Below are 18,706 nucleotides of genomic sequence, written 5' to 3'. Positions count from 1 at the left end.
CCCGTTCGGCTGCGCAGCAGTCGTAAAAGTTATTTTTTGCGATGGACTCGCCAAGCTAAAACTGCGAAGACAATCAGGCCAAACAGCCCGGCCATCGCCCACATCAACTGGTCATAACTCATCAACGGCTTCTCGATCCGCACATACCCCGGTTGCATGAGCAACTCGCGCATGGCCTTGTTCGCTTCTTCCAGCGTCACGCCTTGCAGCTCCCTGGCCGGGTCGGCGAAACGCCCGTCCTGGTAGTCGCCCAGCGCGCTCCAGTAGTAATCGGCCAGCGCGCTGTTGCCTTGCACGGCCCAAGCCTGGCGGGCGATGGCGGCCTTTTTGAGGCGATTGAAGGTGTCTGCGTCGAGACCGTCCTTGAGCAAATCGGCCTTCAAATCCTCCAGCACCTGCTGGGCCTTAGGCACGTCATCGCGATCAAGGTCGGCGTTCAGGCTCATGAAGCCCACCCCGCCAAACACCTCGCGCTCGGCCGAGGGGCCGTAGGACAAACCGTGGGACAGGCGCAATTGGCGGTAGAGCGCCCAGTCCAGATAGTCCTTGAGCAGGTCGAAGGTTTCGTCGTGCTGATCCTGCAGCACCGGTTCCGGCACCAACCAGTGCAGCTTGGCACCACCGCCGACAAAGCCGTCGCCCAGCGTTCGCTCGTGAGCAGCACTGGCCTGGATTTCCGGCAAGGGCAGGTGATCGGTAGGGTCGACCGCTTCAAGTGCGCCATACGAGCGTTCCAGATACGCCGGCAACAACTTGTCGAGCTCGCCGACCACGATCAGCGTCATGTTGTTGGGCGCATACCAAGCCTTGCGCACCGTCTCCAGTTGCTCGCGGGTCAGGTGATCGACCTCGGCCCGCTCGGGGCATCTAAGGCCCAGCTCTATCGCCAGCTGATTGCTCGCGGTGTGACCCAGGTCCTGACGATCCAGCCAACGCTGCAAGTGTGAGTAATGGCCACCGTCCTCACGCTCGACCACTTGTTTGGCGGCGTTGATGGCGTTGTCGTCGATTCGGGTCTGCGTCAGCAGCGCCAACAGCAGGTCGAGCACCTTGCGCTGGTTTTTCGCCGGGGCTTCGATGACGAACGTGGTGTCGGCGTTGCTGGTGAAAGCGTTCCACTCACCGCCCAACGCCTGCATGCGCTCTTCCAGGCCGCCTTCGCCCGTGGCATCGATGCCGCTGAACAACAAGTGTTCGAGCAGATGCGGCAGCTCCTTGTCGGCGCAGCTGAAATCATCCAGGCCCACGCCGACCACCAGACGAATCGCCACATGCCCGCGCTCGGTGCCGGGCTTGAGCAGCAATTGCAGACCGTTGGGCAGCGTATAGCCCTCGACCTGGAAACGATCCAGGGCAAACGAAGGGAATGAGCCGAGCAACAGACAAGCGAACAACAGACAACGCATAGCAAGCTTCCAGGCAACCAATCGGAGATCCATGCCGTCCTTCTGGCCGCTATCGCGGGCAAGCCCGCTCCCACAGTGGATCTTTGGTGTACTCGGGACCTCTGTCCGACCAAATCACCTGTGGGAGCGGGCTTGCCCGCGATGGCGGTCTTGAGGCTGAACCAATGTAACTGACTGACCCTACCGCCAGACGTTCAAGGCGAATGCGTGATGTCAGCCATATCGTCGACCGCCAGTGCACCGGTGTCCGACGTTTCCAGCACCACATAAGCGCTGCTGCAGAACAGCGAATTCAAGCGCTTCATGTCGGCGATCAGCTCCAGGTGCAGTGAACTGGTTTCGATACTCTGCACAATCTTACGTTGCAAGCGGCTGACATGAGCATGGGCCAGGCGGCGTTCCTGCGCGCGAAAGCGACGTTTCTCACGCAGCAGCTGGCGGGCACTTTCCTTGTCGGCACTGAGGAATACCGACAAGCCCAGACGCAGGTTGGAGATCAATTGGCTGTGCAACCCGGCCAGCTCTTCCAGGCCAACCTCGGAAAAAGACCGACGCTGCGAGGTTTTCTGCTGCTGCACCTTGCGCAGCATGCGTTCGATCAAATCGCTGGCCAGCTTGAGGTTAATCGCCAGTTCGATGATTTCCGCCCAACGACGGCTGTCTTGGTCGCTCAAATCTTCGCGGGGCATTTGCGCCAGGTAGAGCTTGATCGCGCTGTAGAGCGCTTCGACATCATCCGTCAGTTTGCGCATTTCCTGGGTGATGGCGGATTGTTTGCCGCGCAGCACGTCGAGCATTGCTTCGAGCATGTTGTCGATCAGATCGCCCATGCGCAGGGTTTCTCGCGCGGCGTTGGCCAGCGCCAGGCTGGGTGTGACCAGCGCGGTCGGGTCGAGGTGTCGGGGTTTTGCCATGCCGTTGAGCTCTGGCCGCTCCGGCAGCAGCCACGCGCAAAGCCTGGCCATCGGGCCGACGCTGGGCAGCAGGATCAGGCAGCGCGCGGTGTTGTAGAGCAGGTGAAAGCCGATGACCATTTCCTGAGGGCTGAAGTCGAGGCTGTCGATCCAGTGCACCAACGGGTCCAGCACCGGAATGATCAGCAGCAGGCCGATCAGTTTGTACAACAGGCTACCGAGTGCCACCTGACGCCCGGCGGCGTTTTGCATGCTGGTGCTGAGGAACGCGAGGATGCCACTGCCGATGTTGGCACCAATCACCAGGCCGATCGCCACCGGCAGACTGATCACGCCGGCGCCAGCGAGGGTCGCCGTCAGCAGGACGGCGGCCAGGCTGGAGTAGGAAACCATCGCGAACAACGCGCCCACCAGGGCATCGAGCAGGATGTCACCGGTCAACGAGGCGAAAATCACCTTCACGCCCTGCGCCTGGGTAATCGGCGCGGCGGATTCAACGATCAGTTGCAGCGCCAGGATGATCAGCCCGAGACCAATGCTGACGCGGCCCATCTGGCCCAGTCGGGTCTGCTTGCGGGACAGGAAGAAAATCACCCCGAGGAAGATCAGCAGCGGCGACAGCCACGACAAGTCGAACGTCAGCACCCGCGCCATCAGCGCCGTACCAACGTCTGCCCCGAGCATGGTCGCCAGGGCGGGCGTCAGCGCCATCAGGCCCTGACCGACAAAAGAGGTGACGAGCATGGCGGTGGCGTTGCTGCTCTGCACCATCGCGGTGACGACGATCCCCGAGATGAACGCGAGCCAGCGCTTGGACATGTTCTGGCCGATCACGTGGCGCAGATTGGAACCGAAGACCCGCAGGATGCCGGTTCGGACGATGTGCGTGCCCCAGATCAACAAGGCCACGGCAGATAACAAATTGAGCAGGGTGAGCATAAGGGCCCCCTGTGGTGGTAGCGTCCCAAAGGGACAAGTTGACGGTGCCGCGCGACGTTCTACGTTCTGTACTTAAGCTGTAGTTGGCTAACGGTCTGGGCGCCAGCATCGCATAGCTAAAGAAGTGATTGAAACAAAACTGTCATGAAAACAGGTTCATGCAGAAATGAAGAAGGGACCCGAAGGTTTCGGCCAGACAGTTGAAAAGGTGCGCGAACACAACCCCTGTGGCGAGGGAGCTTGCTCCCGCTGGCCTGCGCAGCAGTCCTAAGATCATTGGTAGTTCAATCGCTAAAGAAATCGTCGCCTAACCCTACGTCGATCAAATATTTGGCTGTCTCGGGGTTTCGTTCAGCGCAGCGGGCATAACATTTGATGTGAAGGATCAAACTGTATTTGTGCGGAATCAACAAGATGACGCTGTCAACTTGATCAAAGAGTTTCGCCTGAAGCCGCGCCTTATCCTCCTTGGTTTCTATTTTTAGCCAGTCGTTACCCTCCACAGGCTCTGGAGTCCACCCGAGTTGATTGAACTTTTGTTGTAACTTCTCAAGGAGTGCTACCGCTTGCTCGAACGGCAAGGTTTCCAGCATCGGCGACGTAGTCAGGGTGATCGCTTTGAATTTGGACCAACTGATCGCACCGAACGTGGTAGCGGGCAGCGTAAAACCATAGTCGGGATCATCAAATCTGATGACGACTGGATGGCTGATCCAGGTAGAGCTCGGATGAGGTGGATCTTTAGCGTGGTTAGGATCCCCAGGATAAATTGCCGTATTGCCATAAACAGGGAATGTCGAGTCTTGTGCGACTTCTCTGTATGACTTCCCGATATGAATGTTCAAAAAATCAACTGGGTGGTGAAAAGAAGTGAGACACATGAACAGCGTAAAAAATGCGGCTCTTTGCAAACACCGACGCTGCCTTCTGGCGCTACTTTTCATTCGCTGTAGTAATCCGAACCGACACTGACATCAATCAAATACTTCGCCGTTTTCGGGTTGCGCTCGTCACAGCGTGCGTAGCATTTGACGTTGAGCGCAAGACTGTATTTGTGGGGTATCAACAGCACGGCCACCACCACGTGGTCAAACAGTTCAGCCTGAAGCGTTCTTTTATCATCCTCGGTAGCGGTTTCAACCCAAGGATTTCTTTCGGCATTCCACAGTACCCAACCAGCATTTTTGAGTTGGTTCTGTAACTGATCGAGTACCACAATCAATTGGTCGAACGGCACCGTTTCAAGCATCGGAGAAGTCGTCATGGTTGAGACTTTTCCTTCATCAAATCCAATTGCACCAAACTTGGTAGTGGGCAGTGTAAAGCCATGTTCAGGATCATCAAATTGGACTACAACTGGATTGCTGATCCAAGTTGAACTCGGATGAGGTGGTTCACTTGGATAAACGGCCGTGTTTCGTTTAACTGGGAATGTGGAGTCTTTAACGAGTTCTACGTACGGCTTACCGATATGAAGGATCAACCTTTCAATCGGGAAGTGAAAAGAGGTTAGGCATATGAACAGCATAAAAAACGCCGTCCATTGCCAGCACCTGCGACGAGCCTTGTAGCGGCTTTTCATTCGCTGTAGTAATCCGAACCAACGCTTACATCGATCAGATACTTTGCCGTTTTCGGGTTGCGCTCGTCACAGCGTGCGTAGCATTTGACGTTAAGCGCAAGGGTATATTTGTGGGGTATCAGCAGCAGCACGATAACAACCTGGTCGAACAACTTGCTCTGAAGCGCATTTCTGTCAGCTTCATTTGTCGTTTCCAGCCAAGCATGACTATTGGCGTCTCGTGGTGTCCAACCCGCGGCTTTCAACATGATCTGCATCTTGTCTAGAAGGGGCGAGAGATCCTCAAAAGCTAAAGTCTCGAGCATTGGAGAGGTGGTGATGGTTGCCACTTTGCTCTTGTTGTACGTCACTGCGCCAAATTTGGTTGGTGGCAAGGTGAAGCCATACTGAGGATCATCAAATCGGATGACAACAGGACTGCTGATCCAGGTTGAACTTGGATGGGGTGGTTCACTGGGGTAGACGGCTGTCTTGGCGTGTACGGAGAACGTTGAGTCTCGTACCACCTCTTCGTACGGTTTACCAACGTGAACGCTAAGCACATCTATGCTTTTATTTGAGTAGGCTACATAAGCAAAGAGAGCAGCAGCGGTGCCAACAACTAACAATCGAATACGCTTTGAGAGCATCCTCATTTGACGCCTCCGCCGTGTGATATCTCTGTTATCGATTGCTCCAACTGCGTATGGGTTATGGGGTTTTTAAGCAAACGATCAAATTGCGTTGCAGCTCGAAGAACAAAAGTCATACGTTGATCTTTGTCCGCCAAATCAGAGAATGGATTGCGACCAAATGTGACTTGACGATAGTCTGGGGCCTTACACTGACTGGCTAGGGTAAGTTGAATTTCTTCAGAAATTCCAGTGAATAAGCCAGTTACCACGGATACAACATCACCGGCTTGAGTGCCTTGCATAAGTCTTGCAAAGTGGGTCACGTCATACATGGCTGGCTGAAGAATGTTTAGCTGCTCATGAGCAGCCATAAGCTCAACGCTTGTAGCAATGTCTCCGGCCTCGATTGCCTTAAAGGTATCGGATACCTCCGTCCGGAACGCACCGAATTCAACTTTATCTGCAATAGGCCAAAGCACTTCATTTTTTAGGCTGCTGCGCTCAGGCAGACACTTCTCCATTTCCTTGAATCCTCGCACCATGAAAAACCGATGTAGTGGATACACATCTAGGAAAAGAGCCGTGTTTCCAAGTGCAAGCATTTCGTGAACGTATTGCACCTCTTCTTGCAGAAATGCAATCGCGTCACCTGACAGTGGATCACTCGTCAAGGGACCGGGTTCTGCTGCTTGGCCTGATCCCACTGGTTCCAAAGCTCAGGATCCGAACGCAATTTGTTGACCACTACGCGTTCGTACAAATCCTTAGACTGGCTGTCTTTTAACGCCCGGTATGCTTTTTTTTCCGCTTCGATTCTCTGGTCTAGCGTGGTGGCATGGATCAACCCACACCCCACCTGCTTCGAAGCAAACGCCGCCAACCCCGCCCATTGAAACCGGTTATCCGCCAGCCACAATTGTGCATAGGCCGCGTTGATCTTGCGGTTACGGGCTTGCGGGTCGGCAATCAACACACCGCCCGGAGCCACCCATTCTTCGGCTTCTTTCTGAAATCTGCGCCACAGGCAGTTACAGGTCAGCAATGGCACTTCGACGCGGGTTTTCGGGTTTGGGCCGCCCGAGGTGGTTTCGCGCTTGCAAACGGGGAGTTCGCAGGTGCTGTCCCAGAGTTTCTTCATGTCCAGGTCGTCTGGGGCCATGCATTGTCCGGTCATTTCATTCTTCCTTGAGGCGTCAGACAGTCCAGCGGACTACGGCGAGGTCAGGCTGCAGGGTAGCGACGCTTTGGGTCATGCCCTCAGCGTTGGTCTGGCCTTTGACGATGCGGCCTTCGGCGGTTTCAATTTCGTAGTCCTGTTGGGCAATCGGTTCGCCATTGCCGGCGCTGACGGCTTTGAACTCGACCAAGGGCTGACCAATGATCGGCATGGGCGGAATGAATGGCGTGGGGGTATGAGACCTGCCGATGATGACGTTGCCGGAGCCGCCAATTACCACACCGCCATGGCTGGTGGTGCTATCGAGCGTCATGGCGTTCAGGCCGTTGATGAACACGGTTGAAGAAAATCCGCCGTTCAGGACCTGGCCGCAGGTGCATTTGTCGCTGACCCGAGCGGCCGCAAGGCCGTTGAAGAACACATCGGGAGACCCGCTGGCAATCGGGTTGGTGCCGTGGCCGGGAAGGGGACAGGTGGTCGGGTCCGTGAGGCGTGCAGCCGGTTTTCCAGACATATGCATTCCTTGTCATTGTCGTTTGAAGCGAGCGGGGGACGCTAACCACCTGAGCTCGGTGCGTCAACTTTTGAACACGCCTTCGTGAAGAATGCGCAATCGAGTGCTGGATAACCTCGATCCGCCAGGCTAATCACAGGGCAAAAAAATGTGGGAGCGGGCTTGCTCGCGAAAGCGGTGTATCAGGCAACATTGATGTCGACTGACACTCCGTCTTCGCGAGCAAGCCCGCTCCCACAGGTGTTGTGCGCAGACTCGGGTTACTGCCCCGGAATGTCCTTGCGCAGCTTCACCGGATCTTGCTGTTTGCGTTTCTTCGCAATCGCGGTGCGCATCTTGATGTTGATCGCTTCCACCGCCAGCGAGAACGCCATGGCGAAGTAGACGTAGCCTTTTGGCACGTGAACGTCGAAGGATTCAGCAATCAGCACTGTACCGACGATCAGCAGGAACGACAGCGCCAGCATTTTCAAAGACGGGTGCTTGTCGATGAACGCGCTGATGGTGCCGGAAGCCAGCATCATCACCAGTACCGCAACGATGATCGCCGCGACCATGACCGGTACGTGGGAGACCATGCCGACGGCGGTAATCACCGAGTCCAGCGAGAACACGATGTCGATGATTGCGATCTGGATGATGGTGTAGAGGAAGTTGCCGCCCTTGCCGCCCGGTTCCTCGTTCGTTTCGTCTTCACCTTCCAGCGCGTGGTACATCTCTTGCGAGCTTTTCCACAGCAAGAACAGGCCACCGAAGAACAGGATCAGGTCTCGCCCGGAAATGCCTTGGCCGAACACTTCGAACAAGTCGGCGGTAAGGCGCATGACCCAGGTGATCGACAGCAGCAACAGGATCCGCGTGACCATGGCCAGCGCCAGGCCGAAAATCCGGGTGCGCTGCTGCATGTGCTTGGGCATGCGGCTGACCAGGATCGAAATCATGATGATGTTATCGATACCCAGGACGATTTCGAGGGCGGTCAGGGTAAAGAAGGCAACCCAGATTTCAGGGTTGGTCAGCCATTCCATGTGTATTCCTTTGAGCGAGTGTTAAACCACAAAAGGCCCGGGCTTCAAACAGCGAAGCCTGGACCCTTTGTGGTGAGTCTTGGGCTTATAGAGTGCTGAACAGCGGAAAAATCCCCATCAGCAATGCGGCTACCAGTATGCACATGCACACCAGCACTGCCCATTTCAGGGTAAAGCGCTGGTGATCACCAAAATCAATACCGGCCAGGGCCACCAACAAGTAGGTCGATGGTACCAGCGGGCTCAACAAGTGGACGGGCTGACCGACGATCGAGGCACGTGCCATTTCAACCGCGGTTATACCGTAATGACTGGCTGCTTCGGCAAGTACTGGTAACACGCCGTAATAAAATGCGTCGTTCGACATGAAGAACGTGAACGGCATGCTCACCAGCGCGGTGATGACGGCCAAGTACGGGCCGAGGAAATCAGGAATCACCGCCAGCAGGCTTTTCGACATGGCATCGACCATGCCGGTGCCCGACAGGATACCGGTGAAGATGCCCGCCGCGAAGATCAAACCGACCACCGCCAGCACGCTACCGGCGTGAGCGGCGACGCGATCCTTCTGCTGTTGCAGGCAAGGATAGTTGACGATCATGGCAATACTGAACGCCACCATGAACAACACGGGCAGCGGCAACAGGCCGGCAATAAGGGTGCACATCAGGACGAACGTCAGGGCTCCGTTGAACCAGATCAACTTCGGACGACGGGCATCCGGGAATTGCGAAACGCTGATTTCACTGTGGTCGATTTCATCGCCCACCAGATGCAGTTCACCCAGTCGCGCTCGCTCGCGTTTGCCGTAGAAGTAGGCAATCGCCAGGATTGCCACCACGCCGAACGCCATCGCCGGAATCATCGGTACGAAAATGTCGGACGGGTCCACGTGCAGCGCACTCGCCGCACGGGCAGTCGGGCCGCCCCACGGGGTCATGTTCATCACGCCACCGGCGAGGATGATCAGGCCGGCCATGATCCGCGGGCTCATGCCGATGCGGCTGTAGAGCGGCAGCATGGCGGCCACGCAGATCATATAAGTGGTCGCGCCGTCACCATCGAGGGAAACGACGAGCGCCAGTACGGCGGTGCCGACCGACACTTTCAGCGGGTCGCCCTTGACCAGTTTGAGGATCTTGCGCACGGCCGGGTCGAACAGGCCGGAGTCGATCATCAGGGCGAAATACAGAATGGCGAACATCAGCATCACGCCGGTCGGCGCAAGCTTGGTAATGCCTTCGAGCATCATCGGGCCTATTTTCGGCGCAAAACCACCGAACAGGGCGAAGACGATAGGAATGATGATCAGGGCGATCAGCGCGGACAGGCGCTTGGTCATGATCAGGAACATGAACGTGATGACCATGGCGAAGCCAAGGAAAGTCAGCATGGGAATACTCCAGGCGTAGCGCGGCTAGGGAATGGGCGAACCGGGTGGGGTCAGCGCAGAACGGGAAGCACGAGGCGTACGGGCGGAGTTGCAGCGAAGCGGCGGGTAGCAGAGGACATCAGAATCACCATTGTTGTTGTTAAATGGGCTGTGCGAGCGATAAAACACTGGCATTGGCCGACCGGTCTTTTGCCGGCAGTGGGGGCGATCCTAATCGGGGAAGCTTTCACCCAGCTTTCGCTGATGAAAGCATTGACCGGATGTGTGACCGGTCGTCGGACTGGGGCAGGGAGTTAAACCGAGTTAAGGCCATCGCGAGCAGTCCATACGCATCAGGAGGAAAGGTCATGAGCGACATTCACACCGGCGGCTGTCACTGCGGACACCTGCGCTATCAATTCAGCGGACCTTTGCACGACATCGCCCACTGCCACTGCTCAATCTGCCGACGGGTCAGCGGCGGGATCGTGACGACCTGGATCACCGTGCCCGCATCGGCCTTTAAATGGCGGAAAGGGACGCCGGCGCAGTACGAATCTTCAACCACCTGCGTGCGCTATTTCTGCCCGAACTGTGGGGCGCAACTGGCGCTGATGACGCACCTCAGCCCCGAGAGTATCGACGTGACCATCGCCACCCTCGATCACCCGGAGCAGGCCCCCGCCGAGCGACACATCTGGACGGACAGCCAATTGCCTTGGCTGCACCTGGACGAGCATTTACCGGGTGAAGCCGAAGAAAGCCTCTGATCAAAAAACAGACAGATCCAGCGGCCGGGTCGCGCCCATCCAGATCGCGTGCTCGGTGTGGTCCAGCAAATCGTCGCCGGTGTCCGGGTGCAGGAACACCACCAATCCCTTGCGGTTGAGCGCCAGCCACGGCAGCACTTCGCCGATCAGCTCCGGCCCGAACGCCAATTGGCAACTCCAGTCCGGGTGCGGACCCACGGGGCGTTCATGCACGCGCCCCATTTTCAGCGGGAACACCTGCGCGGCGTGCTCACACAGCGCTCGCGCCTGATCAATGCTCGTGGCGTCGAAATAGACATGGGCGTGGTAACCCTTGATCTGTTGCATCTGAAACCCTCAAAAACCCAGTCGAACCCTCACCGATTCCTACAGGTCACACGCCATATAGAACAAGGAATCCCATCCATGAAAAATGCCGAAACCCCGGTGGTGAAAGTGGTGCTCTATGGTGCCATGAGTAGCCTCGGCAGTGCGCTGATGGCTGAAATGCTGCGGCGCCAACATGAAGTGATCGCAATTCTGGATGACCTGACGGCGCTCCCACCGCGCCCGGGATTGCGCACCAAGACCGGCGATCTGTTCGAGTCTGACCGCGTCAAGCAAAGCGTGGCGGGCAGTTCGGTGGTCATTTGCCTGCTGGACGCACCGGGATTGCCATTCAACAGCGAATATGTGGAAAAAACCATCGTGCCCGGTCCGGTCGAGCAGGTATTGGCCGTGGATGCGCTGATCGCGGGCATGCAGGCAGCGGGCATTGCCCGGTTGTTCCTGGTGGGGGATTTCGCCGAACTCGACGAAACGGAGGCGGACGCGCTGGATCTCCTTCAGCGGCACGCCGCCGAGGAAATCCTTGATGCGCTGCAAAGCAGTGCCTTGCACTGGACCCTGGTGAATGCGCCTCGCGGCGTGCCGGGGCTGACGATCGAACATTTCAGCCATGTGAGCAGCAGCCTTGAACCGGGCCTGGCCGAACCGCTTGAACGGTTGAACCGCGTGGCGGTGGGGATTGCCGATGAGCTGCAGCTCAATCTTCACGTTCGCGAGCATGTGACCTTCGTTTCGACCGACCCTACACCGCGATAGACGGCAGCGGTAAACCATTCAGCGATTGGGCGCTGCTGGCCTGCTCAGCCATCAGCCAGTCCACAAACTGTTGAATCAATACCCCACGCCGTTTTCGCTGGGGCAGCACCACGTAATAGCCGAGCCTGGAAATCACCGTGTCGGCAATCGGTCGACACAACAAACCCTGCGCCAGCAAGTTATCCACAAGGTGTCGCCAACCAATTGCCACGCCCTGACCACCAATCGCCGCTTGAATCAGCAGCGTGTAATTGTCGAAGCGCAATTGCCCGGGGGCCGGGGGCGATGTGATCCCCAACTCGCGAAAGACGCCGCTCCAGTCGAACCAGTTGCTGCTGTTTTCGCCGCGCAGGTGCAGCAACGGGAATTCGAGCAATGACTGGGCCGGCAAGGGCAGGGGACGGTCCTTCAACAACAGCGGGCTGCACACCGGAAACACTTCTTCGCTGAACAGCCAATGGCTTTCGCCCTGCTTAAAGCGGCCATCCCCAAACAACACCGCCACATCAATATCGGCGCGCAACATGTTGTGATTGCGCTCGCTGGTGACCAGGCTGACGTCGACTTGGGGATTGGCTTTATGAAAGCGGTGCAATCGGGGCATCAGCCAATACGCGGCAAAGGCGAAATCCGTAGCAACCTGCAAGACCTCATGTTGATGCTGTGCACTGATCGCGCTCAATCCGGCATCGATATTCTGCAAACCGAGCTGAACCTGCTCGAAAAGAATGCTCCCCGCCTCAGTCAGCTCGATGCCACGATAAATGCGATCAAACAAGCGCGCCGTGAGTTGTTCTTCAAGCCGTTTGATCTGCTGGCTGACGGCGGGCTGCGTGGTGCCCAGCTCTACCGCCGCGGCGGTAAAACTGCGATGACGGGCCGCCGCTTCAAACGCCCGCAGCAGGTCCAGCGACAAATTTCCAAGGGCGTCATACATAAGCGCTACTTATCCTAGTCATTGCCGTGCATGGGCTTTACCACAAAGTTCATGGACTCCATGCTCGATCGCAGCACTCTCGCATAAATATTCACTATGGAATGCCGCGATCACATGAAGCGCAAGAATATTCTTTTCATCATGGCCGATCAGATGGCCGCGCCAATGTTGCCGTTCTACGGTCCCTCGCCCATCAAATTACCCAATCTCAGCCGCCTCGCCGCCGAAGGCGTGGTGTTCGACGCCGCTTATTGCAACAGCCCACTGTGCGCGCCGTCGCGTTTTACCCTGGTCAGCGGTCAGTTGCCGAGCAAGATCGGCGCCTACGACAATGCGGCCGATTTCCCCGCCGATGTACCGACTTATGCCCACTACCTGCGTCGCCTCGGCTACCGCACCGCGCTGTCGGGCAAGATGCATTTCTGCGGTCCGGATCAGCTACACGGCTATGAAGAACGCCTGACCAGTGACATCTACCCGGCCGATTACGGCTGGTCGGTGAACTGGGATGAGCCGGACGTGCGGCCGACCTGGTTCCACAACATGTCTTCGGTGCTGCAAGCCGGGCCGTGTGTGCGCACCAATCAGCTGGATTTCGACGAAGAGGTGGTGTTCAAGGCGCAGCAATACCTGTTCGATCACATCCGCGAGGAGGGTGATCAGCCGTTTTGCCTGACCGTGTCGATGACGCACCCACATGATCCGTACACCATTCCCAAGGCGTTCTGGGATATGTACGACGACGCCGACATCCCGCTCCCTGAAACGCCGGCACAGGCCGAACTCGATCCGCATTCCCAGCGTTTGCTCAAGGTGTATGACCTGTGGGACAAGCCGCTGCCTGTGGATAAGATCCGTGATGCACGTCGCGCGTATTTTGGAGCTTGCAGCTATATCGATAGTAACGTCGGCAAACTCCTGCAAACACTTGAGGAAACCGGGCTGATCGACGACACCATCATCGTCTTCTCCGGCGACCACGGCGACATGCTCGGCGAGCGTGGCCTCTGGTACAAAATGCACTGGTTCGAAATGGCCGCCCGCGTACCGCTGTTGATAAGTGCACCGGGACAATTTGGCGCAGTCAGGGTCAGTGCTGCCGTTTCCACCGCTGACCTGCTGCCCACCTTCGTCGAACTGGCCGGCGGATCACTGGAGCCGGGCTTGCCGCTGGACGGTCGTTCGCTGGTCTCGCATCTGCAAGGGCGGGGCGGCCACGACGAAGTCTTCGGCGAGTACATGGCCGAAGGCACTATCAGTCCTTTGATGATGATCCGCCGTGGCGCCTACAAATTCATCTACAGCGAAGACGACCCTTGCCTACTCTTCGACGTACACAACGACCCGCGCGAACAGGAAGAACTCAGCCAATCGCCGCAGCATCGGCCTCTGTTCGAGGAATTTCTGGCTGAAGCACGGGCCAAATGGGACATACCGGCGATCCACCGACAGGTGCTCGCAAGCCAGCGTCGTCGGCGGTTTGTCGCCGAGGCGCTGACCATCGGCAAGCTGAAGAGCTGGGATCACCAGCCCCTGGTAGACGCCAGTCAGCAGTACATGCGCAACCACATCGACCTCGACGATCTGGAACGTAAAGCACGTTATCCACAACCCTGCCAAAACCAATAATGTTAAGGGGAAGTCCATGCAAAAGTTATCCACAGTACTGACGGTCGGGCTACTGGCTCTGGGCAGTGCATCGGCCTTTGCCGATCAGAGCTGCGACACGGTAAAAATGGCCGATCCGGGCTGGAGCGACATCGCTGCGACCAACGCCATTACCGGGTTTCTGCTGGACGGCATGGGCTACAAGGCCAAGGTCGACACCCTCGCGGTGCCAATCACCTTTGGCGGGCTGAAGGACGGCCAGGTCGACGTGTTCCTGGGTAACTGGATGCCGGCGCAGCAGGGCTTCTACGATAAATTCGTCGCCACGGGTGATGTCACCCAACTGGCGAAGAACCTCGACGGCACCGAATTCACCCTGGCGGTCCCGGATTACGTGTGGGACGCGGGTGTGCATAACTTTGCCGACCTGAATAAATACGCCGACAAGTTCGACAAGAAGATCTACGGCATCGGTTCAGGCGCCCCAGCGAACATCTCGCTGCAAGAGATCATCAAGAAGAACGACTTCGACATGGGCCAGTGGAAACTGGTCGAATCCAGCGAGCAGGCCATGCTGGCCGAAGTGTCCCGCGCGGTGAAGAAACAGAAGTTCGTGACCTTCCTCGGCTGGACGCCGCACCCGATGAACGTGCAGTTGAAAATGCATTACCTGAAGGGCGGCGAGAAGTATTTCGGCGACACCGGCAGCGTTCATACACTCACCCGCAAAGGTTATGCACAGGCCTGTCCGAACGTCGGCAAACTGCTCACCAACCTGAGTTTCACCCAGGAGATGGAGAACAGCATCATGGCCGAGGTGGTGAACAAAAAAGTCAGCAATGCCGATGCGGCCAAGGCGTGGATCAAGGCCAATCCTGCCGTGCTGGATAAATGGCTGGATGGCGTGAAGACCGTGGACGGGAAGGATGCGTTGGGGGCAGTGAAAGCGAAGCTTTGATCGAGTAGTGCTGGATTCTGTGTCTGGCTTAGGATCGACCCCTCACCCCAGCCCTCTCCCCACGGGGGAGAGGGGAAAGGGGGCCGATCTCCACGCTTTTCAAATTCTGCGTTCACCTCGACATTTCAGGTCGATGTAGCTTGAGAAAACAACTCGATCAGTCCCCTCTACCCTCTGGGGAGAGGGTTAGGGTGAGGGGTGGATTCATCTGACACTCCTCACACCCTGATACCCTTGCGCAAAACCCAACCCGAGAGGACCCATGGCCTTCCCCAGCCGCCATTCACTCTTTCCCTTCCTTTCCTGGTTGCCCCGGCAAACCCGCGCCAGCGTCGGGCGTGACCTGATCGTTGGCCTCAGCGGCGCCATTCTTGCGCTGCCGCAATCCATTGCCTACGCACTGATCGCGGGTCTTCCGCCGGAATACGGCCTGTACGCCGCGATCATTCCGGTGCTGATCGCTTGCCTCTGGGGTTCGTCGTGGCATCTGATCTGTGGTCCTACGGCGGCGATTTCCATCGTCCTGTATGCCAGCGTCAGTCCTCTGGCCGTCCCCGCGTCAGAGGACTACGTCACCCTGATCCTGCTTCTGACACTGCTCGCCGGCATTTTCCAGTGGCTGCTTGGTTTGTTGCGCTTCGGCGCCCTGGTGAATTTCGTTTCTCACTCGGTGGTGCTGGGCTTCACCCTCGGCGCGGCGGTGGTGATTGCCATCGGCCAGTTGCCGAACCTTCTGGGGCTGGACCTGCCCAATCAGTCCACCGCGCTGGACAGCTTTTTGATGGTGTTCAAACACCTCGGTGAAGTGGATAAACCCTCGCTGGTGTTGGGGCTGACCACCGTCGCGGTGGGCGTGGTCCTGAAATTACTGCTGCCACGCTGGCCGACGCTCTTGATCACCTTGGCGCTGAGCGGACTGCTGGTGTGGTTCTGGCCGTCGATGTTTGGCCATGTGAAATTGGTCAGCGCATTCGTCGGACGGCTGCCGCCCTTTAGTCCGCTGCCGCTGGACCTGGATCTGATCCTGCGCCTGCTGCCCAGCGCCGTGGCGGTAGGAATGCTCGGGCTGGTGACGAGCCTGTCGATTGCCCGTTCCTTGTCGGCACGCTCCCAGCAATTGCTCGACGCCAATCAGGAAGTACGCGCCCAGGGTTTTTCGAACATGGTCGGTGCGTTTTTTTCCGGCTCGCTGTCAGCCGGTTCGTTTACCCGTTCGGGCCTGAGCTACGAGGCGGGTGCCTGCTCACCGTTGGCCGGGGTATTTTCAGCGCTGTGGGTGGCGCTGTTCGCCATCTTCGGCGCGGCGTTGATCGCGCACATTCCGATCCCGGCCATGGCGGGCAGCATTCTGTTGATCGCTTGGGGATTGGTGGACCATCGCGGCATTCGCGCGCTGTTGCGGGTCAGCCGCGCTGAGTTCCTGGTCATGGCGCTGACCTGTGTCGCAACGCTGCTGCTGGAGTTGCAGACCGCGATCTATGCCGGGGTGCTGGCTTCGCTGTTCTTTTACCTCAAGCGCACCTCGCAACCCCGCGTGCAGCATTGGCGCGAAGGCGATGAAGACATTCTGCGGGTCGGCGGGTCGATCTTTTTCGGCGCCAGCCATTATCTGCAAGTGCGCCTGCAACGGATGCACGGCGTGCGGGTGGTGATCGAGGCGCAGCAGATCAACTTCATCGACTATTCAGGGGTGGAAATGCTGCATCAGGAAGCGCGGCGGTTGCTTAAGCAGGATCGCAGCCTGACCCTGCGGCGTGCGCGGCCGCAGGTGGTGGAGGAGTTGCGCAAGCTTGAAGGCGCGGAGAAATGCCCGATCCGATTCGAAGATTGACACCACCCCCGTCTGATCACTGCGAACAGACTGTAGGAGCCAGCTTGCTGGCGATTCAACGATAACGCGGTGTACCTGATACACCGCGGCGCCCACATCGCCAGCAAGCCGGCTCCTACAGGGCTAGTTGGCGGCGGAGTTCGGCCAGCACCGGCACCGTATCCGGCCGCACACCGCGCCACAGGAAAAACGCTTCCGCCGCTTGTTCAGCGAGCATTCCCAAGCCGTCCATCGACACCGCCGCACCGTGCTCACTGGCCCAGCGGCAGAACGAGGTCGGCTCCTTGCCGTACATCATGTCGTAGCACACGGTCTTGCCCGGTTCGATCAGGCTGCTGGCAATCGGTGGTACATCGCCTGACAGACTCGCCGACGTCGCGTTGATGATCAGGTCCACCGACTCCTGCAGCCAGTCAAAACCACTGGCCGACACAGGCCCCAGGTCCGAGAACAATTCCGCCAGCAACTCGGCTTTCTCAACGGTGCGGTTGGCAATAATGACCGAAGCGGGTTGCTCGGCCAGCAACGGCTCCAGTGCACCGCGCACCGCGCCGCCGGCACCGAGCAGCAGGATGCGCTTGCCCTTGAGGCTGAAACCGGCGTTGACCGTCAGGTCCCGCACCAGCCCGGCACCGTCGGTGTTGTCGCCCAGCAGGCTGCCATCAGCGAGTTTGCTCAGGGTGTTCACCGCGCCGGCCCGCTGCGCCCGCGCCGTCAGACCGTCGGCCAGGCGATAAGCCTCTTCCTTGAACGGTACCGTCACATTCGCCCCGCGACCTTCGAGGAAAAACGCAAGGGCGAAGTCAGAAAAGTCGTCGAGTGGCGCCAGCGAGGTGCTGTAGTCCAGTTGCTGAGCGGTCTGCTCGGCAAACAAGCGGTGGATCAGCGGCGACTTGCTGTGGCCAATCGGGTTACCGAATACGACGTAACGGTCCATCAGAACTCCTCGTTCAGGCCTTGGCCAACCAGTCGCGGTCTTGCAGGAAGTATTCGGTCAGGCGGGCTTCTTCGCTGCCCGGCTCGGCTTTCCAGTCGTAGCCCCAGCGGACTTGCGGGGGCAGGGACATGAGGATCGACTCGGTGCGCCCGCCCGACTGCAGGCCGAACAGCGTGCCGCGGTCGTAGACCAGGTTGAATTCGACGTAGCGGCCACGGCGGAATTCCTGGAATTCACGCTGTTTGGCGGTGAACGCATCATGCTTGCGGCGCTGCACGATCGGTAGGTAGGCGTCGATGTAGGCGTCACCGATGGCGCGCATGAAGGCGAAGCTAGTGTCGAAGTCCCACTCGTTCAAGTCATCGAAAAACAGACCGCCGATTCCGCGCGGCTCGTGGCGATGCTTGATGTGAAAGTAGCTGTCGCACCAGGCCTTGTAACGCGAATAGACGTCCGGGCCGAACGGCGCACAGGCCTGCTCGGCAACGCAGTGCCAGTGCACGCAGTCTTCTTCGTTACCGTAATAAGGGGTCAGGTCGAAACCGCCGCCGAACCACCAGACCGGCTCTTCGCCTTCTTTTTCAGCGATGAAAAAGCGCACGTTGGCGTGGGAAGTTGGCACCTGCGGGTTGTGCGGGTGAATCACCAGCGACACGCCCAGAGCTTCGAAGCCACGGCCGGCCAGTTCCGGGCGATGAGCGCTGGCGGACGGTGGGAGCCCGCTGCCAAAGACGTGGGAAAAATTGACGCCGCCCTTTTCGATGACCGCGCCGTTTTCGATCACGCGCGTGCGACCGCCACCGCCGGCAGGCCGGGTCCAGGCGTCTTCGACGAATGCCGTGCCGCCGTCTTCGGCTTCAAGGGCTGCGCAAATCCGGTCTTGCAGGTCGAGCAGGTAGGCTTTTACGGCCTCGGTGCGGGTCGTCATGTCATCACCTTGAATCGGGCAAAACTACGCGGCGCTCCATCGGAGCAGGGGCCGGCGCAAATGGGCGCGTAGCATAACATCGCAGATGGGCCTGCCGCAGTTGACGAA

General features: G+C 58.2%; 17 protein-coding genes and 1 pseudogene. 5 read left to right on the top strand and 13 right to left on the bottom strand.

The window, feature by feature from the left end; all coding sequences use genetic code 11:
* Positions 1-29 precede the first annotated feature (29 nt).
* From K0F88_RS07745 to K0F88_RS07705, 9 genes and pseudogenes are all read right to left on the bottom strand, one after another.
* On the bottom strand, positions 30-1,406 hold the full coding sequence (locus K0F88_RS07745) for a pitrilysin family protein (RefSeq protein WP_219094739.1): 1,377 nt from the start codon (positions 1,404-1,406) through the stop codon (positions 30-32).
* Between the two features lie 194 nt (positions 1,407-1,600).
* Positions 1,601-3,259, bottom strand: a complete 1,659-nt coding sequence (locus K0F88_RS07740; protein WP_219094738.1) for a Na/Pi cotransporter family protein — start codon at positions 3,257-3,259, stop codon at positions 1,601-1,603.
* 284 nt (positions 3,260-3,543) lie between these two features.
* Complete coding sequence (locus K0F88_RS07735) at positions 3,544-4,203, bottom strand: hypothetical protein (RefSeq protein ID WP_257605203.1); 660 nt, start codon at positions 4,201-4,203, stop codon at positions 3,544-3,546.
* Positions 4,200-4,841, bottom strand: coding sequence for a hypothetical protein (locus tag K0F88_RS07730; protein WP_257605202.1), 642 nt, complete (start codon positions 4,839-4,841; stop codon positions 4,200-4,202). The genes K0F88_RS07735 and K0F88_RS07730 overlap by 4 nt, the downstream gene beginning before the upstream one ends.
* Positions 4,838-5,476 carry a hypothetical protein gene (locus K0F88_RS07725; RefSeq protein WP_219094737.1) on the bottom strand — a complete coding sequence of 213 codons (639 nt, stop codon included), beginning with the start codon at positions 5,474-5,476 and terminating at the stop codon, positions 4,838-4,840. The genes K0F88_RS07730 and K0F88_RS07725 overlap by 4 nt, the downstream gene beginning before the upstream one ends.
* Positions 5,473-6,629 (bottom strand): annotated as a pseudogene (locus K0F88_RS32950) (DUF2515 family protein). Before K0F88_RS32950 ends, K0F88_RS07725 begins: the two are co-directional and overlap by 4 nt.
* Before the next feature lie 19 nt (positions 6,630-6,648).
* Complete coding sequence (locus tag K0F88_RS07715; protein WP_094469827.1) at positions 6,649-7,146, bottom strand: PAAR domain-containing protein; 498 nt, start codon at positions 7,144-7,146, stop codon at positions 6,649-6,651.
* Positions 7,147-7,406: 260 nt separating this feature from the next.
* Positions 7,407-8,174 (bottom strand): TerC family protein, encoded by a 768-nt coding sequence (locus K0F88_RS07710; protein ID WP_219094736.1) that lies wholly within the window; start codon positions 8,172-8,174, stop codon positions 7,407-7,409.
* 85 nt (positions 8,175-8,259) lie between these two features.
* A complete protein-coding gene (locus K0F88_RS07705; protein WP_219094735.1) occupies positions 8,260-9,567 on the bottom strand; it encodes a CitMHS family transporter in 1,308 nt (435 codons plus the stop codon).
* A gap of 347 nt (positions 9,568-9,914) precedes the next feature.
* Here K0F88_RS07705 and K0F88_RS07700 point away from each other — a divergent pair, with 347 nt between their 5' ends.
* Positions 9,915-10,316, top strand: a complete 402-nt coding sequence (locus tag K0F88_RS07700; protein WP_094469830.1) for a GFA family protein — start codon at positions 9,915-9,917, stop codon at positions 10,314-10,316.
* On the opposite strand, the gene K0F88_RS07695 is transcribed toward K0F88_RS07700, so the two are convergent.
* Entirely contained in the window at positions 10,317-10,643 is a 327-nt protein-coding gene (locus K0F88_RS07695) for a DOPA 4,5-dioxygenase family protein (RefSeq protein ID WP_219094734.1), read from the bottom strand. It abuts the gene before it with no gap.
* 78 nt (positions 10,644-10,721) lie between these two features.
* On the opposite strand from K0F88_RS07695, the gene K0F88_RS07690 reads away from it, so the two are divergent.
* Complete coding sequence (locus tag K0F88_RS07690) at positions 10,722-11,399, top strand: NAD(P)-dependent oxidoreductase (RefSeq protein ID WP_094469832.1); 678 nt, start codon at positions 10,722-10,724, stop codon at positions 11,397-11,399.
* Here the strand turns inward: K0F88_RS07690 and K0F88_RS07685 are convergent.
* Positions 11,386-12,336, bottom strand: coding sequence for a choline sulfate utilization transcriptional regulator (locus tag K0F88_RS07685; RefSeq protein WP_219094733.1), 951 nt, complete (start codon positions 12,334-12,336; stop codon positions 11,386-11,388). The two genes, K0F88_RS07690 and K0F88_RS07685, sit on opposite strands and share 14 nt — an antisense overlap.
* Before the next feature lie 114 nt (positions 12,337-12,450).
* Between K0F88_RS07685 and betC the strand changes: the two genes are divergently transcribed.
* The 3 genes from betC (at position 12,451) to K0F88_RS07670 (ending at position 16,733) form a co-directional block, all read left to right on the top strand.
* Positions 12,451-13,965: a choline-sulfatase gene (betC, locus tag K0F88_RS07680; RefSeq protein WP_219094732.1), complete on the top strand. Its 1,515-nt coding sequence runs from the start codon at positions 12,451-12,453 to the stop codon at positions 13,963-13,965.
* A 16-nt stretch (positions 13,966-13,981) separates the two neighbouring features.
* A complete protein-coding gene (gene choX, locus K0F88_RS07675) occupies positions 13,982-14,902 on the top strand; it encodes a choline ABC transporter substrate-binding protein (RefSeq protein ID WP_219094731.1) in 921 nt (306 codons plus the stop codon).
* A gap of 262 nt (positions 14,903-15,164) precedes the next feature.
* A complete protein-coding gene (locus tag K0F88_RS07670; protein ID WP_219094730.1) occupies positions 15,165-16,733 on the top strand; it encodes a SulP family inorganic anion transporter in 1,569 nt (522 codons plus the stop codon).
* A 115-nt stretch (positions 16,734-16,848) separates the two neighbouring features.
* On the opposite strand, the gene aroE is transcribed toward K0F88_RS07670, so the two are convergent.
* Both aroE and hemF read right to left on the bottom strand, forming a co-directional pair.
* Positions 16,849-17,670: a shikimate dehydrogenase gene (gene aroE, locus K0F88_RS07665; RefSeq protein ID WP_219094729.1), complete on the bottom strand. Its 822-nt coding sequence runs from the start codon at positions 17,668-17,670 to the stop codon at positions 16,849-16,851.
* A 13-nt stretch (positions 17,671-17,683) separates the two neighbouring features.
* Positions 17,684-18,598, bottom strand: a complete 915-nt coding sequence (hemF, locus tag K0F88_RS07660) for an oxygen-dependent coproporphyrinogen oxidase (RefSeq protein ID WP_219094728.1) — start codon at positions 18,596-18,598, stop codon at positions 17,684-17,686.
* Between the last annotated feature and the right edge of the window lie 108 nt (positions 18,599-18,706).

This window comes from Pseudomonas sp. UMAB-40, from assembly GCF_900095275.1.
Taxonomy (GTDB): domain Bacteria; phylum Pseudomonadota; class Gammaproteobacteria; order Pseudomonadales; family Pseudomonadaceae; genus Aquipseudomonas; species Aquipseudomonas mandelii_B.
Note: the sequence above shows the minus strand (reverse complement) of the source record. Positions and strands in the feature narration are given on the sequence as shown.

Bases quoted from the DNA above. Each gene is read 5' to 3' on its own strand.
- K0F88_RS07745 (WP_219094739.1), bottom strand. From the start codon at position 1,406: ATGCGTTGTCTGTTGTTCGCTTGTCTGTTGCTCGGCTCATTCCCTTCG.
- K0F88_RS07740 (WP_219094738.1), bottom strand. From the start codon at position 3,259: ATGCTCACCCTGCTCAATTTGTTATCTGCCGTGGCCTTGTTGATCTGG.
- K0F88_RS07735 (WP_257605203.1), bottom strand. From the start codon at position 4,203: ATGAAAAGTAGCGCCAGAAGGCAGCGTCGGTGTTTGCAAAGAGCCGCA.
- K0F88_RS07730 (WP_257605202.1), bottom strand. From the start codon at position 4,841: ATGAAAAGCCGCTACAAGGCTCGTCGCAGGTGCTGGCAATGGACGGCG.
- K0F88_RS07725 (WP_219094737.1), bottom strand. From the start codon at position 5,476: ATGAGGATGCTCTCAAAGCGTATTCGATTGTTAGTTGTTGGCACCGCT.
- K0F88_RS07715 (WP_094469827.1), bottom strand. From the start codon at position 7,146: ATGTCTGGAAAACCGGCTGCACGCCTCACGGACCCGACCACCTGTCCC.
- K0F88_RS07710 (WP_219094736.1), bottom strand. From the start codon at position 8,174: ATGGAATGGCTGACCAACCCTGAAATCTGGGTTGCCTTCTTTACCCTG.
- K0F88_RS07705 (WP_219094735.1), bottom strand. From the start codon at position 9,567: ATGCTGACTTTCCTTGGCTTCGCCATGGTCATCACGTTCATGTTCCTG.
- K0F88_RS07700 (WP_094469830.1), top strand. From the start codon at position 9,915: ATGAGCGACATTCACACCGGCGGCTGTCACTGCGGACACCTGCGCTAT.
- K0F88_RS07695 (WP_219094734.1), bottom strand. From the start codon at position 10,643: ATGCAACAGATCAAGGGTTACCACGCCCATGTCTATTTCGACGCCACG.
- K0F88_RS07690 (WP_094469832.1), top strand. From the start codon at position 10,722: ATGAAAAATGCCGAAACCCCGGTGGTGAAAGTGGTGCTCTATGGTGCC.
- K0F88_RS07685 (WP_219094733.1), bottom strand. From the start codon at position 12,336: ATGTATGACGCCCTTGGAAATTTGTCGCTGGACCTGCTGCGGGCGTTT.
- betC (WP_219094732.1), top strand. From the start codon at position 12,451: ATGAAGCGCAAGAATATTCTTTTCATCATGGCCGATCAGATGGCCGCG.
- choX (WP_219094731.1), top strand. From the start codon at position 13,982: ATGCAAAAGTTATCCACAGTACTGACGGTCGGGCTACTGGCTCTGGGC.
- K0F88_RS07670 (WP_219094730.1), top strand. From the start codon at position 15,165: ATGGCCTTCCCCAGCCGCCATTCACTCTTTCCCTTCCTTTCCTGGTTG.
- aroE (WP_219094729.1), bottom strand. From the start codon at position 17,670: ATGGACCGTTACGTCGTATTCGGTAACCCGATTGGCCACAGCAAGTCG.
- hemF (WP_219094728.1), bottom strand. From the start codon at position 18,598: ATGACGACCCGCACCGAGGCCGTAAAAGCCTACCTGCTCGACCTGCAA.